Genomic DNA, 13,448 nt, shown 5'->3' on the forward strand with positions numbered 1-13,448 from the left:
CTCTCCTACTGGGCGCTCTTGCGACGGGCGGAGGCCCGGCGCCGCTGCGACGGCTTCAGCACCGGCTCGCCGGCCTCGACCATCGCCAGCCGGCGGGTCAGGCCGAACTGCGCGAGCGCGTCGGCCAGCGCCTCGATGGACGGCTCGGGCGCCAGGACGTCGACCCGCAGGCCGTGTTCCTCGGCGGTCTTCGCCGTCGCCGGGCCGATGCAGGCCACGACGGTGGACGCGTGCGGCTTGCCGGCGATGCCGACGAGGTTGCGCACCGTCGACGACGACGTGAACGCGACCGCGTCGAACTTGCCGGTCTTGATCGCGTCGCGGGTCTCGGCCGGCGGCGGCGCCGCGCGCACCGTGCGGTACGCGGTGACGTCGTCGACCTCCCAGCCCATCTCCGTCAGGCCGGCCGCCAGCGTCTCCGTGGCGATGTCGGCGCGCGGCAGGAACACCCGGTTGATCGGGTCGAGCACCTCGTCGTACGGCGGCCAGTCGTTCAGCAGGCCGACCGCGGACTGCTCGGCGGACGGGACGAGGTCGGGCTCGATGCCCCACGACCGCAGCGCCTCGGCGGTCTTCTCGCCCACGGCGGCGACCTTGAGGCCGGACAGCGCGCGGGCGTCGAGGCCGTACGCCGTCAGCTTCTCCTTGACCGCGCGCAGCGCGTTGACCGAGGTGAACGCGATCCACTCGTAGCGGCCCTCGACCATGCCACGGACGGCCTTGTCGATCTGCTGCGGATTGCGCGGCGGCTCGACGGAGATCGTCGGGACCTCCTCGGGGACCGCGCCGGAGCGGCGCAGCGCCGTCGACAGCACCCCGGCCTGCTCCTTGGTGCGCGGCACCAGGACGCGCCAGCCGAACAGCGCCTTCGTCTCGAACCACGACAGGGAGTCGCGGTGCTCGACGGTGTCGCCGACGATGACGACGAACGGGCCCTCGACCTTGGCCGCGCGGACGTCGGCCACGATGGCGCCGAGCGTCGACACGACGGTCTGCTGCTCGACGGTGCTGCCGGACGTCACGACGGCGACCGGCGTGGACGGCACCCGGCCGGCGTCGACGAGCCCGTCGGCGAGCAGGCCGAGCTGCTCGGTGACGCCGGTCAGCAGGACGGTGTCGGCGGTACAGGACCGCAGGTCGATCTTGCCGCCGACGTCGAAGATCTCGACGCTGCGACGACGGCCGGTGACCAGCGGGATGCCGGCGTGGGCCGCGACGGACGTGGCCGTGGCGACGCCGGCGACCACCTCGAACGGGATGCCGGCCTTGGCGCAGGCGAGCGCTTCGTCGGCACCGGTGGCATGGGTGAATGGGTCACCGCCGAGGAGGCGGACGACCCGCCGGCCTCCCTTGGCGGCCTGGACGACACGGCGCCCGCGGGCGGACGCCGTCAGGGTGACGCCTTCGTCGTCGACGCTGACGTCGACGATCTCGACGATGCCGGGAGCGTAAGCGAGCATCGAACGGTGCGCCGGTTCGTCGATGACGACGACGTCGGCCCCACCGAGCACCTCGACCGCCCGTAGGGTGAGCAGCCCCGGATCGCCGGGACCGGCGCCGACGAATGCGACGCCACCTTCTGCGGCGCGCTTCTGCGCGCCTCGCGGAGTGGTCACGACTCTATTCCTCCTTCGACGCCGCACCAGCGGCGTCGACGACTGCCCCGGCCCCGTCGGCGAGAAGCTCGTGCGCGAGGTCGCGCCCGATCTGCTCCGCCCCCCCGAGGGATCCGGTGGCTGACTTGCGGATACTCACAGAGCCGTCGCGTGCTGCCACGACGGCCCGGATGTACAGCTCGAGGCCACTATCTCCCTCTGCCGCCTCGGCGTAGGCGCCCACGGGCGCCGTACAACCGGCCTCGAGCACGGCGAGGAGGGTCCGTTCTGCGGTGACCGCCGCTCTGGCGGCGGAGTCGTCGAGCGCGCCCAGCGCCTCGACCAGGGTGGTGTCGGCGGTGCGGCACTCGATGCCGAGCGCGCCCTGACCCGGCGCCGGCAGTACCTGCATCGGGTCGAGCACCTCGGTGACGGAGTCGAGCCGGCCCAGCCGCGACAGCCCGGCCCGGGCCAGCACGACGGCGTCGAGCACGCCGTCGGTGACCTTGCCCAGGCGGGTGTCGACGTTGCCGCGCAGCCCGACGATCTCGATGCCCAGCCCGAGCGCGCGCAGCTGCGCCTCGCGCCGCGGCGAGCCGGTGCCGACGCGCGCGCCGACCGGGAGGTCTGACAGCTTGAGGCCGTCGCGGGCGCACAGGACGTCGCGGGGGTCCTCGCGCTCCGGGACCGCCGCCAGCACGAGGCCGTCGGCCGGCGCCGTCGGGAGGTCCTTGAGCGAGTGGACGGCGAGGTCGACGCGGCCGTCGAGCAGGGCCTCGCGCAGCGCGGCGACGAACACGCCGGTGCCGCCGATGCGGTCGAGCGGCGCCGCCGAGACGTCACCCTTCGTGGTGATCTCGACCAGCTCGACCTCGTGCCCGAGCGCGCTCAGGCGACCGGCGACGTACCGGGCCTGCGCCATCGCGAGGGCGCTGCGGCGGGTTCCCAGCCGCAGCGGTGTTGTCGTCATGTGGACACCGTCCCGTCAGGCTTGGCGACGGCGTCGATGGACCGGCGGTCCAGCGCGAACAGCTCGCGCAGAGCGGCCTCGTAGGACGCGCCGTCGGGCTGCGCGGCCAACTCCTTGACCCGCACCGTCGGCTGGTGCAGCAGCTTCTCGACCACCCGGCGGACGGTGCGGGCGATCTCGGCGCGGGTGCGCTCGTCGAGGTCGGGCAGCCGGCCGGACATGCGGGTGAGTTCGGCGTCGACGACGTCGTCGGCCATGCTGCGCAGCGCGACGACGGTGGGCGCCACCTGGGCGGCGCGCTGGGCGGTGGCGAACGCGGCCACCTCGTCGGTGACGATCGAGCGGACGGCGGAGACGTCGCCGGCCATGGTGATGGCGTCGGCGACGTCGTCGTCGGCGGCCTCGCTGAGCCGGGCGAGATCGGCCAGCACGACGCCGGGCAGCTCGGCCACGCCGGCGTCGACGTCGCGCGGCAGGGCGAGGTCGACGATGCCCAGCGGGCGCCCGCCGCGGCCCGCGACCGCCGCCTCGACGGCCTCGAACGGCAGCACGACGCCGGCCGCGCCGGTGCACGAGATGACGAGGTCGACCTCGCGCAGCACCTGCGGCAGCGCCGTCATCGGCACGGCCCGGCCGCCGACCGCCTCGGCCATCCGGACGCCGTTCTCCTGCGTGCGGTTGGCGACGACGACGTCGACGCCCTCGCGCTGCAGCGTGGCCGCGGCCAGCGCCGCCATGGACCCGGCGCCGACGACGAGCGCGGACGTGCCGGTCAGCAGCTCGCGCCAGGACGCACCGCCGACCCGGCCGGACGACCAGCCCTCGGCGGCGACCGCCGGCAGCACCCGGGCCAGCCCGAGCGTCACCAGCGAGCGGCCGGCGGCGTCGATGCCGGTCTCGGCGTGTGCCCGCTTGCCGACCCGCAGCGCCGTCTGGAACAGCTCCGTCAGCACCCGGCCGGTGGCGCCGGAGGTCTGCGCGAGCCGGAACGCGTCGCGCACCTGGCCGAGGATCTGCGTCTCGCCGACCACCATGGAGTCGAGGCCGCTGACCACGTGGAACAGGTGCGACACCGCGCGGTCGCCGTAGTGCACGTAGAGGTACGGGGTGAGCAGCTCGATGGGCGCGCCGGTGTGCTGCGACAGCAGCGCGCTTGCCTCCTCGACGCCGCCGTGGAACGTGGCGGTGTCGAGGTACAGCTCGAGCCGGTTGCAGGTGGCCACGACGACCGCCTCGGCGATCTGGTGCGACGACGGCACCTCGTCGAGCAGCTTCCCGACCGCGGGGCGGTCGAGCGCGACGGACTCCAGCACCTCGACCGGCGCGCTTCGGTGCGAGACACCGATGGCCAGCACGCTCATCCGTTCACCGCCTCGGCCAGCTCGGCCGCCTGCTCGGCGGTCAGGGCCAGCGCGGCGCCGTTCTTGCGCTGTTCGTGGTAGGCGAGGATCTGCAGTTCGGTGGAGAGGTCGACCTTGCGGAGGTCGACGCCTTCGGGCACCTGCACGATGGCCGGCGCGAAGTTCAGGATGCTGGTGACGCCGGCCGCGACGAGGCGGTCGCAGACCAGCTGCGCGGCCCGGGCCGGGGTGGCGACGACGCCGATGGCGATGCCGAGGTCGTCGACGATCTGCTCCAGCTCGTCGGCGTGCCGGACGTTGAGGCCGGCCACCTCCTCGCCGAGCCGGGTGGGGTCGGCGTCGACCAGCGCGGCGATGCGGAAGCCGCGGGACGCGAACCCGCCGTAGTTGGCCAGCGCGTGGCCGAGGTTGCCGATGCCGACGATGACGACGGCCCAGTCCTGGGTGAGGCCGATCTCGCGGGTGATCTGGTGGCGCAGGAAGTCGACCTCATAGCCGACGCCGCGGGTGCCGTAGGAGCCCAGGTAGGAGAGGTCCTTGCGCAGCTTGGCGGAGTTGACCCCGGCCGACGCGGCCAGCTCTTCCGACGACACCGTCGCCACGCCCCGCTCGGCCAGTGTGGTGAGCGCCCGCAGGTAGAGGGGCAACCGCGCGACCGTCGCTTCCGGCACACCGCGCTGCGATGCAGCGGCTGCTGTCGGTGTGGACGACGGACGGCTGTTTCGGGTCACGACACTCCCCGGTAGGCCGGCACGGAAGGCGACATCCGGGGGCCGGGTGACGAACCCGAACCGGCAGGACTTACGATGCGCCCCAGCCTAGACGCTTGTGAACGTGTGCACAAAGTTGCTGTTCTGGGCTGGATGTTCTATAACCCGCCGGTGAGAGCGCGTCGGAGCCGGTCGGAGCCGACCCGCCAGAAGTCGTGCTGAGCACCGTCGACGAACGTGACGGGGATCTGCTCGCCGTAGCGCCGCTGCAGCTCCGGGTCGCCGTCGATGCTGCGTTCGGCCCACCGCACCCCCAGCTCGGCGCAGACCGCCGCGACCACGGCGCGGGCGTCGTCGCACAGATGGCAGCCCGGCCGGCCGAGCAGCAGCACCCGCGGCGATTCCCCCATGGAGGTCCCCTTCCGCTCGCTTTGCAATGAGCACGGATACGCACCGGTGCGTATGGGTGCTCATTGCAAAGCCCACCGTACGTCCCGCCGCACCCGGCGTCGGGCATGCGGTCGGACGCTGCGCCGCTACGCTTGGCGACCATGCGCTTGCGCAGGGAACGGACCGGGGCCGCATCGGAACGGGTGCGGGCCGACGTCGCCGCCAGCGCCGCCGAGGCGATCGCCGGCATCGAGCTGCCGTCCGACGCTCGCGCCGCCGCCTTCTTCGACCTCGACAACACCGTCCTGCGCGGCGCCTCGATCTTCTACCTGGCCCGCGGCATGCACCAGCGGGGGCTGCTGCGCACCAGCGACATCCTCCGGTTCGGACGGCAGCAGCTGCAGTTCGCGCTCGGCGCCGAGGACCCGGACCACATCGTCGAGGCGCGGGCGGCGGCGCTGTCGTTCATCGCCGGCCGGTCGGTCGAGGAGCTGTCCCGCGTCGGCGAGGAGATCTTCGAGGAGCGAATGGCCGACAAGATCTGGCCCGGCACCCAGGCGATCGCGCAGCTGCACATCGACCAGGGCCAGCGGGTGTGGCTGGTGACGGCGGCGCCGGTCGAGGTGGCCACGATCATCGCCCGGCGGCTCGGCCTCACCGGCGCGCTGGGCACCGTCGCCGAGCACGTCGGCGGCACGTACACCGGACGGCTGGTCGGCGACCTGCTGCACGGCGCCGACAAGGCGGCCGCCGTCCGGTCGCTGGCCGAGCGCGAGGACCTGGACCTGCAGCGATGCTCCGCCTACAGCGACTCCGCGAACGACATCCCCATGCTCTCGCTGGTCGGCTTCCCGTGCGCGGTGAACCCGGACCGCAAGCTGCGCCGGCACGCCCGCAAGCACGGCTGGCGCATCCGCGACTACCGCGCCCGGCGCCGCAACACCACCCTGGGCATCGCGGCCGGCACCGGCGCCGTCGCGGGCGCCGCCGTCGGCATCGTCGCCGCCCGCAAACGCCGCTAGCCGGACCTCAGCCGAACGCAGGCCCGCGCAGCTCCAGTAGCTCGGTGAGCGTCGCCTGGATGGTGTCGCGCACCTGGTCGGTCAGCTCGAACACCACCATGGGGTCGTCGGCGGCGCCGGGCGGGTAGTCGTCGGTGCGGATGGGCTCGCCGAACTCGATGATCCACTTCGACGGCAGCGGCACCAGCCCGAGCGCGCCGAGCCAGGGGAACGTCGGCGTCAGCGGGAAGTACGGCAGCCCGAGCAGCCGGGCCAGCGACTCGGCGTTGCCGATCATCGGGTAGATCTCCTCGGCCCCGACGATCGAGCACGGGATGATCGGCGCCTTGGTGCGCAGCGCCGCGGACACGAACCCGCCGCGGCCGAACCGCTGCAGCTTGTAGCGCTGCGAGAACGGCTTGCCGACGCCCTTGAAGCCCTCGGGCCAGACGCCGACCAGCTCGCCGTTGCCCAGCAGCGCCTCGACGTCCTCGGTGCAGGCGAGGGTGGTGCCGCTCTTGCGGGCGAGATCGGCCACGACCGGCAGCTGGAACACCAGCGTGGCGCCGAGCGCGCGCAGGTGCCGGGCCTTCGGGTGGGTGTCGTGCACGGCCAGCTGGGTCATCAGGGAGTCGACCGGCAGCGTGCCCGAGTGGTTGGCCGCGACCAGCGCCGCGCCGGTCTCCGGGATGTTCTCGATGCCGCGCACCTCGACCCGGAACCAGTGCTTGTACAGCGGCCGCAGCGCGGGCAGCAGCACGGTCTCGGTCAGCTCGGGGTCGAAGCCGAACGGGTCGACCTCGAACTCACCGGTCAGCCGGCGCCCGGCGAACGCGACCACCTGGTCCAACCGCTCGCCGTCGATGCCCAGGCGGTCGCGCAGCGCCCGGCCGGCGGCGGTCGCGACGCGGTCCAGCAGACCGGGCAGCGGGCTATCGGCCACGGGCGTCCTCCCCGGTCAGGATGCCGCGGACGGTGTGTTCGACGGCGCGGATGCGGTCGCGGTCGAGCAGCCCGCCGCGGGTGCGCGCGTCGGCGAACGCGTCGAACGTGGCGACGGTGTCGTAGACGGGGTCGAACTTCAGCTGCGTGCGCATGCGGGTGGTGTCGACGCCGCGGCCGAAGGTGAGGAATCGCACCAGCGCGGAGTCCATGTCGACGACGCCGCTGCGCTTGAGGACGCCGCCGACCAGCGGCGAGCCCAGCGTCGGCAGCGGCAGCGCCGGCCGGCCGGCCCGCCGCAGCGCCTGGCTCAGCACCAGGAAGCCGTCGCCGGCCACGTTGAAGATGCCCGGCCGGTGCTCGACCGTGGCCACCCGCAGCGCCTCGACGCAGTCGAGCTCGTGCACCAGTTGGAACCGCGGATCACGGCCCAGCACCACGGGCACCACCGGCAGCACGAAGTACTCGGACAGGCCGGTGCGGATCTGCGGGCCCAGCACGTTCGCGAACCGCAGAATGGTGACGCCGACGTCGGGGCGGCGCCGCGAGAACCCGCGCACGTACGCCTCGACCTCGCCGGCGTCCTTCTCGTACCCGCGCCGCGAGTGCGCGCCCGCCACCATGTCCTCGGCGAACAGCGCCGGCGACTGCGGGCCCGAGCCGTACACCGTCGTCGACGACTTCACGACCACCTTGCGCACCGACCGCGAGCGCTGGCACGCCGCCAGCAACTGCATGGTGCCGATGACGTTGATCTCCTTCTGCGGCGTGCGCCCACCGGCGTCGGCACGCGTCGCGAGGATGTTCATGTGCACGACGGTGTCGGGCGCGGCCCGGTCGATCGCCCGGCCGATGTCGGACGTGCGAATGTCGGCGCGCACGAACTCGGCCCCGCCGATGCTCTGCGTCGGCTCGACGAGATCGACGCCGACGACGCGGTCGACCCCCGCCTCGTCAGCGAGGCGTTCGGCCAGCCGGGCGCCCAGATACCGGGCGACCCCCACCACCATGACGACTTTGGACACTCGTGTCCTGCTCTCCCCTGGAGCACGGCCGCGCGAGACACCACCCCCGCACGGCCGCCGGAGGGACTTAGCTGCTCAGTGACTTACTTGCCCATGCGGCGACGCTGCACGCGCGTCCTGCGCAGGAGCTTGCGGTGCTTCTTCTTCGCCATCCGCTTGCGGCGCTTCTTGATCACAGAGCCCACAGGGCAACCTCACTCGCAGGTCGACTGAACGCGCGACAGCCGCGCGACCGGCCAAGCCTACCCGGCTGACCGGGGGCGTCGTCCAATCGGATGCGGCGTCAGCCGGCTTCCATGCCCCGGACGTAGGAGTCGCGCAGGTACTCGTGCACCGCGCTCTCAGGGATGCGGAACGACCGGCCCACCTGCACGGCCGGCAGCGTGCCCGCGTGGACGAGGCGATACACCGTCATCTTCGACACCCTCATCGCCGTCGCCACCTCGGCGACAGTGAGGAATCGCACCTCTCCGAGTGGTGCTTCGGGCCCGTTGGTCGTCATCGCTCCTCCGCGACGTGCCTGCGGCGCCCATGGGTTGGACGCGCGTCTTCGGCTACGTGTTGCTTGATGGTAGTGGCGGATGTGACGGATGGGAAAGGGGGATCGAGAAGTGATTCGGGTTTGGGGCGGGTTTGGTCCTCTCTTGTGATCTTTTGGGGTGCTCTCGCTTCCTGGCGTGGGGCGCCGGCGGGGTGGGGACGCCGGTCGCCCGCGACGCCACTGTGCCGAGGCGATCGTGATCCGGGCTGCGGACGTGACGGCAGGCCAGGACGTTGACGCCCGGAATATCGCCTGACGCCCCGGAAACCGGCGCTCGAGACCGCGAAACGGGGCCCTGTCCGCCGGTTCCCGGGGCGTGCGCCGATTTCCGACGGCGGCTAGCACCCGCCCGCCTCGCTCGTTCCCCGCTCGGACGCCCGCGCCAACCCCTGCCGGCGTCCCCGGCTCCGTCCACTGTCAGGTGCGCGGTGAGCGCCCCGGGGTTCTCGTCCCGCTTCCCGGCCGGCGTCAGTAGGTGGGGTCGAGGGCGTGCGACGGGAAGACGGCGAGGCGGGTGGCGTGGATGGCGCGGTCGAGGGAGCTGGCCGGGTCGTAGCCGGAGGACCAGTCGGCGTACGCCGGGGTGCCGCCGTCGGTCATGCGCCGCGGCGCGGTGTGGTGGTAACGGGCCTGGACGTGCGTCCGCCAGGCCGACGGCGTCTCGGTCGCGGGGTCGATGGGACGCTCGGCGGCGATGGCCAGCAGGTGCGTCCAGGCCCGGGGCACGACGTCGATGAGGGCGTACCCGCCGCCGCCGGTGGCCACCCAGCGGCCGTCGCAGAGCTCGTGCGCGAGGTCGTGCAGGACGCGGTAGGACTCGAGCTGGCCGTCCAGCGTCAGCGCCAGGTGCGCCAGCGGGTCGTCGACGTGGCTGTCACAGCCGTGCTGGGTGAACAGCACCTGCGGCTGCCAGGCGCGCAGCAGCGGCGGCACGACGGCGTGGAAGGCGCGCAGCCAGCCGGCGTCGCCGGTGCCCGGCGGCAGGGCGACGTTGACGGCGCTGCCCTCGGCGCCGGGGCCGCCGGTCTCGCTCGGGAAACCGGTGCCCGGGAACAGCGTGCGCGGCGATTCGTGCAGGCTGATCGTCAGCACCCGGGGGTCGTCGTAGAAGACGGCCTGCACGCCGTCGCCGTGGTGGACGTCGACGTCGACGTAGGCGACCCGCTCGGCGCCGGCGTCGAGCAGCGCCCGGATGCCCAGCGCGGGGTCGTTGTAGACGCAGAAGCCGGACGCGCTGGACGGCATCGCGTGGTGCAGCCCGCCCGCGACGTTGACGCCGTGCCGCGCGCGCCCCTCCCAGACCGCCCGGGCCGCCGCGACGGTCCCGCCGGCCACCAGCGCGCTGGCGTCGTGCATGCCGGCGAAGCACGGGTCGTCGGTGGTGCCGAGGCCGTGCACGAGGTCGACGGTGCTGGGATCGATGCTGGCCGCCTTGACCGCGTCGAGGTAGCCGGGGGTGTGCACGGTGCGCAGCGTGGCGTCGTCGGCCGGTTCGGGCACCTCGACGTGCACGCCGTCGCCGTCGAGCACGCCCAGCGCGCGGGCCAGCCGGATGGTGAGGTCGACGCGCACCGGGTTGAGCGGGTGCCCGTGACCGAAGTCGTAGCCGGTCAGGGCGTCGGACCAGGCGACATGCACGGTGTGCATGGTCAGGCCGGCTCGCCGGACGACAGCGCGCGGGAGCGGTCGCGGGCGGCCTCGAGCGCGGCGAGGAAGTCGGCGCGGACCTTGCCGTCCTCCAACTGCCGCAGCGCCGCCGCCGTGGTGCCGCCGGGCGAGGTGACCCGCTCGCGCAGCACCGTCGGGTGCTCGCCGGAGTCGCGCAGCAGCGCGGCCGAGCCGGCCAGCGTCTGCACGACCAACTCGGTGGCGGTGGCGCGGGTCAGGCCGAGGTGGACACCGCCCTCGATCATCGACTCGGCCACGTAGAACACGTACGCCGGGCCGGAGCCGGAGACGGCGGTGACGGCGTCCTGCTGCGACTCGGGCACCCGCGTGACGCGCCCGGTGGAGCGCAGCAGCTCCTCGGCCTCGCGCAGCTGCTCGTCGCCGCTGTGCGTGCCGGGCGAGATGGCGGCCATGCCCTCGCCGACCAGCGCCGGGGTGTTCGGCATGACCCGCACGACGGCGACGCCGGCGGGCAGCCGCGACTCGACGAACGCCGTCGTGATGCCGGCCGCCAGCGACACGAACAGCTGGCCGGGGCGGGCCTCGGCGGCGACCTCGTCGAGCAGCGGGCCGACGTCGTGCGGCTTCACCACGAGCAGGACGGTGCCGGCGCGGCGCACGGCCTCGGCGTTGCCGACCACCTCGACGCCGTACCGCTCGGTCAGCTCGGCCGCGCGTTCCGGCCGCTTCTCGCCGACCAGGAGGTCGGACGCGGGCCGTCCCTGCAGGATGCCGGCGAGCAGCGCCTCGCCCATCACGCCGGCCCCGAGCAGCGCCACCGTCATTTCGAACTCGCCACCGATCGCAGGAGGAAACCGAGGTTGGCCGGCCGTTCGGCCAGCCGGCGGACCAGATAGGCGTACCACTCCGGGCCGTAGGGCACGTACACGCGGACCCGCTCGCCGGCCCGGACCAGCCGGAGCTGCTCGCGCGAGCGCAGGCCGTAGAGCATCTGGTACTCGTAGCTGCCCTGCTCGCGGCGGTGCCGGGCGGCCAGCGACCCGGCGATCTCGACCAGCCGGGCGTCGTGGGTGGCGATCATCGGGTAGCCGGCGCCGGCGAACAGCACCTTCATGCAGCGGACGTACGAGCGGTCGACCTCGCCGCGGTCGCGGAAGGCGACGGTCTCGGGCTCGTCGTAGGCGCCCTTGCACAGCCGCACGCGCGAGCCCTCGTGGGCGAGGTCGCGGCAGTCGGACTCGGTGCGCTTGAGCTGGGCCTGCAGCACCGCGCCGACGCTGGGGAAGTCGGCGCGCAGCTCGCGCAGGACGTCCAGCGTGGCATCGGTGGTGGTGTGGTCCTCCATGTCCAGCGTCACCGTGGTGCCGGCGTCGGCCGCGGCCTGGCAGATCTGCTGCGCGTTCTCCAGCGCGATGGCGGCGCCGTCGGCCGGCAGCGTCTGACCGACCGCCGACAGCGGCACCGACACCTCGACGTCGGGGGTGAGCTCGGCCTTGCGCAGCGCCTCGAGCAGCGCGACGTAGGTCTGCGCGATGCGGGTGGCGTGGGCGCGGTCGTGGGTGGGCTCGCCCAGGTGGTCGATGGTGACGGCGAGCCCCTCGCCGGCCAGCTCACCGGCCACTCGCACGGCGTCGCTCTGCTCGCTGCCGGCGACGTACCGGGCGACGACGTTGCGGGTCAGCGGGATGCGCTCGACGGTGTGCCGCAGCCGCTCGCTGCGCGACGCGCCCAGCAACGCCGAACGCACCATCGTTCCTGCCAAGGCGGTGCCCTCTCCTTCACGGTAGGCGGACCCCGCCAGCGTACGGCACCAGCGATCAGGGGGTGCGGCGACGCAACGTGGCCGCGCCGAGCGCCAGCAGCGCCACCGAGAAGCCGAGAACGACGCCGATCTGACCCCACACCTGCGGGTCGACGTTGGTCTGCACCTCGCTCATCGCGTCGACGGCGTACGACAGCGGCAGCACGTCGGAGATGGCGCTCAGCACGTCCGGCAGCTGGTCGCGCGGCACCAGCAGGCCGCAGAGCAGGAACTGCGGGACGATCAGCGCCGGCATGAACTGGACGACCTGGAACTCCGTCGACGCGAAGGCGCTGACGAACAGCCCGAGCGCCACGCCCAGCAGCGCGTCGAACACCGCGACGGCGACCAGCAGCCAGGCCGGGCCGGCCGTGTTGAGGTCGAGCAGGCCGATCGCCACCGACGCCGTGATCAGCGCCTGCACCAGCGCCACCAGCCCGAACGCCACGGCGTAGCCGGCCAGGAAGTCGAACTTGCCGGTCGGCATCGACAGCAGCCGCTCCAGCGTCCCCGACGTCCGCTCCCGCAGCGTCGCGATGGACGTCACCAGGAACATCACCAGGAACGGGAAGATCGCCAGCAGCGCCGGGCCGATGCGGTCGAACACGGCTCCGCCGTCGTAGATCCACCACAGCAGCGCCAGCAGCAGGCTGGGGACGACCAGCATCAGCGCGATCGTGCGCGGGTCGTGGCGCAGCTGCGACAGCACGCGCGCGGCCGTGGCCAGGGTGATCCGCGGGGTCATGACGACACCTCCTGCTCGGCCTTCTCCACCAGTTCGAGGAACGCGCCCTCGGCGTCGGCCGCGCCGGTGCGGGCCAGCAGGCCGGCCAGCGTGTCGTCGGCCAGCAGCCGTCCGTCGCGCAGCAGCACCAGCCGCTCGCACCGCTCGGCCTCGTCCATCACGTGGCTGGACACCAGCAGCGTGGCGCCGTCGGCGGCGAGCCGGTTGAACAGCTCCCACAGCTGCACCCGCAGCACCGGGTCGAGGCCCACGGTCGGCTCGTCGAGCACCAGCAGTTCCGGCGAGCCGAGCAGCGCCGTCGCCAGCGAGACGCGCGACTCCTGCCCGCCGGACAGCCGCCCGACCAGGTGGTCGGCGTGGGTGCCGAGGTCGACCTGCTCGATCGCGCGGTCGACGTCGCTCGCCGGGGCGCCGAGGACGCGGGCGTAGTAGCGCAGGTTCTGCCGGATCGTCAGGTCGGCGTAGACGCTGGGCGCCTGGGTGACGTAGGCGACGCGGTCGCGCAGCACCTTGGCGCCGGCCGGCTGACCGAGCACCTCGACCGTCCCGCCGGCGACTTTCTGTACCCCCACGATCGCGCGCATCAGCGTCGACTTCCCGGACCCGGACGGGCCGAGCAGGCCGGTCACGCTGCCGGTGCGGATGTCCAGGTCGAAGTCGTCGAGGACGGTGAGCGGGCCGCGGACGACCCGCAGCCCGCGGATCCGTACTGCGGAATTCATCATGTGATGAATAGTG

At 73.2% G+C, this 13,448-nt stretch carries 15 protein-coding genes; 1 reads left to right on the top strand and 14 read right to left on the bottom strand.

The window, feature by feature from the left end; all coding sequences use genetic code 11:
• Positions 1–5: 5 nt before the first annotated feature.
• The 5 genes from BLV02_RS18925 to BLV02_RS18945 form a co-directional block, all read right to left on the bottom strand.
• Positions 6–1,643, bottom strand: a complete 1,638-nt coding sequence (locus BLV02_RS18925; RefSeq protein ID WP_083289212.1) for a bifunctional uroporphyrinogen-III C-methyltransferase/uroporphyrinogen-III synthase — start codon at positions 1,641–1,643, stop codon at positions 6–8.
• A complete protein-coding gene (hemC, locus tag BLV02_RS18930; protein WP_069114925.1) occupies positions 1,621–2,565 on the bottom strand; it encodes a hydroxymethylbilane synthase in 945 nt (314 codons plus the stop codon). The genes BLV02_RS18925 and hemC overlap by 23 nt, the downstream gene beginning before the upstream one ends.
• Positions 2,562–3,926, bottom strand: a complete 1,365-nt coding sequence (locus tag BLV02_RS18935; protein WP_069114926.1) for a glutamyl-tRNA reductase — start codon at positions 3,924–3,926, stop codon at positions 2,562–2,564. The genes hemC and BLV02_RS18935 overlap by 4 nt, the downstream gene beginning before the upstream one ends.
• Complete coding sequence (locus BLV02_RS18940; RefSeq protein WP_069114927.1) at positions 3,923–4,657, bottom strand: redox-sensing transcriptional repressor Rex; 735 nt, start codon at positions 4,655–4,657, stop codon at positions 3,923–3,925. The genes BLV02_RS18935 and BLV02_RS18940 overlap by 4 nt, the downstream gene beginning before the upstream one ends.
• Positions 4,658–4,794: 137 nt before the next feature.
• A complete protein-coding gene (locus BLV02_RS18945) occupies positions 4,795–5,046 on the bottom strand; it encodes a glutaredoxin family protein (protein WP_069114928.1) in 252 nt (83 codons plus the stop codon).
• 141 nt (positions 5,047–5,187) lie between these two features.
• On the opposite strand from BLV02_RS18945, the gene BLV02_RS18950 reads away from it, so the two are divergent.
• Entirely contained in the window at positions 5,188–6,048 is an 861-nt protein-coding gene (locus tag BLV02_RS18950; protein WP_069114929.1) for an HAD family hydrolase, read from the top strand.
• A gap of 7 nt (positions 6,049–6,055) precedes the next feature.
• Here BLV02_RS18950 and BLV02_RS18955 read toward each other — a convergent pair whose 3' ends face one another.
• The 9 genes from BLV02_RS18955 to BLV02_RS18995 all read right to left on the bottom strand — a co-directional run bounded on the left by BLV02_RS18955 (position 6,056) and on the right by BLV02_RS18995 (position 13,435).
• Entirely contained in the window at positions 6,056–6,910 is an 855-nt protein-coding gene (locus BLV02_RS18955) for a lysophospholipid acyltransferase family protein (RefSeq protein ID WP_342762400.1), read from the bottom strand.
• 49 nt (positions 6,911–6,959) lie between these two features.
• Positions 6,960–7,994, bottom strand: coding sequence for an NAD-dependent epimerase/dehydratase family protein (locus BLV02_RS18960; protein ID WP_216094588.1), 1,035 nt, complete (start codon positions 7,992–7,994; stop codon positions 6,960–6,962).
• 83 nt (positions 7,995–8,077) lie between these two features.
• Complete coding sequence (locus BLV02_RS18965) at positions 8,078–8,179, bottom strand: 30S ribosomal protein bS22 (protein ID WP_074946526.1); 102 nt, start codon at positions 8,177–8,179, stop codon at positions 8,078–8,080.
• 98 nt (positions 8,180–8,277) lie between these two features.
• Positions 8,278–8,496, bottom strand: a complete 219-nt coding sequence (locus BLV02_RS18970) for a helix-turn-helix domain-containing protein (protein ID WP_053206210.1) — start codon at positions 8,494–8,496, stop codon at positions 8,278–8,280.
• A gap of 507 nt (positions 8,497–9,003) precedes the next feature.
• The gene (locus BLV02_RS18975; RefSeq protein WP_069114931.1) at positions 9,004–10,182 is read right to left on the bottom strand and encodes an acetoin utilization protein AcuC; all 1,179 of its coding nucleotides are present in this window, start codon (positions 10,180–10,182) and stop codon (positions 9,004–9,006) included.
• A 2-nt stretch (positions 10,183–10,184) separates the two neighbouring features.
• The gene (gene proC, locus BLV02_RS18980) at positions 10,185–10,988 is read right to left on the bottom strand and encodes a pyrroline-5-carboxylate reductase (RefSeq protein ID WP_069114932.1); all 804 of its coding nucleotides are present in this window, start codon (positions 10,986–10,988) and stop codon (positions 10,185–10,187) included.
• Complete coding sequence (locus tag BLV02_RS18985) at positions 10,985–11,914, bottom strand: proline dehydrogenase family protein (protein ID WP_069114933.1); 930 nt, start codon at positions 11,912–11,914, stop codon at positions 10,985–10,987. The genes proC and BLV02_RS18985 overlap by 4 nt, the downstream gene beginning before the upstream one ends.
• Before the next feature lie 67 nt (positions 11,915–11,981).
• Complete coding sequence (locus BLV02_RS18990) at positions 11,982–12,710, bottom strand: ABC transporter permease (RefSeq protein ID WP_069114934.1); 729 nt, start codon at positions 12,708–12,710, stop codon at positions 11,982–11,984.
• Complete coding sequence (locus BLV02_RS18995) at positions 12,707–13,435, bottom strand: ABC transporter ATP-binding protein (protein ID WP_069114935.1); 729 nt, start codon at positions 13,433–13,435, stop codon at positions 12,707–12,709. Before BLV02_RS18995 ends, BLV02_RS18990 begins: the two co-directional genes overlap by 4 nt.
• Between the last annotated feature and the right edge of the window lie 13 nt (positions 13,436–13,448).

The sequence above is a fragment of the Jiangella alba genome (assembly GCF_900106035.1).
GTDB lineage: Bacteria > Actinomycetota > Actinomycetes > Jiangellales > Jiangellaceae > Jiangella > Jiangella alba.

Coding starts and splice junctions, on each gene's coding strand:
- hemC (WP_069114925.1), bottom strand. CDS start 2,565: ATGACGACAACACCGCTGCGGCTGGGAACCCGCCGCAGCGCCCTCGCG.
- BLV02_RS18935 (WP_069114926.1), bottom strand. CDS start 3,926: ATGAGCGTGCTGGCCATCGGTGTCTCGCACCGAAGCGCGCCGGTCGAG.
- BLV02_RS18945 (WP_069114928.1), bottom strand. CDS start 5,046: ATGGGGGAATCGCCGCGGGTGCTGCTGCTCGGCCGGCCGGGCTGCCAT.
- BLV02_RS18950 (WP_069114929.1), top strand. CDS start 5,188: ATGCGCTTGCGCAGGGAACGGACCGGGGCCGCATCGGAACGGGTGCGG.
- BLV02_RS18970 (WP_053206210.1), bottom strand. CDS start 8,496: ATGACGACCAACGGGCCCGAAGCACCACTCGGAGAGGTGCGATTCCTC.
- BLV02_RS18975 (WP_069114931.1), bottom strand. CDS start 10,182: ATGCACACCGTGCATGTCGCCTGGTCCGACGCCCTGACCGGCTACGAC.
- proC (WP_069114932.1), bottom strand. CDS start 10,988: ATGACGGTGGCGCTGCTCGGGGCCGGCGTGATGGGCGAGGCGCTGCTC.
- BLV02_RS18985 (WP_069114933.1), bottom strand. CDS start 11,914: ATGGTGCGTTCGGCGTTGCTGGGCGCGTCGCGCAGCGAGCGGCTGCGG.
- BLV02_RS18990 (WP_069114934.1), bottom strand. CDS start 12,710: ATGACCCCGCGGATCACCCTGGCCACGGCCGCGCGCGTGCTGTCGCAG.
- BLV02_RS18995 (WP_069114935.1), bottom strand. CDS start 13,435: ATGATGAATTCCGCAGTACGGATCCGCGGGCTGCGGGTCGTCCGCGGC.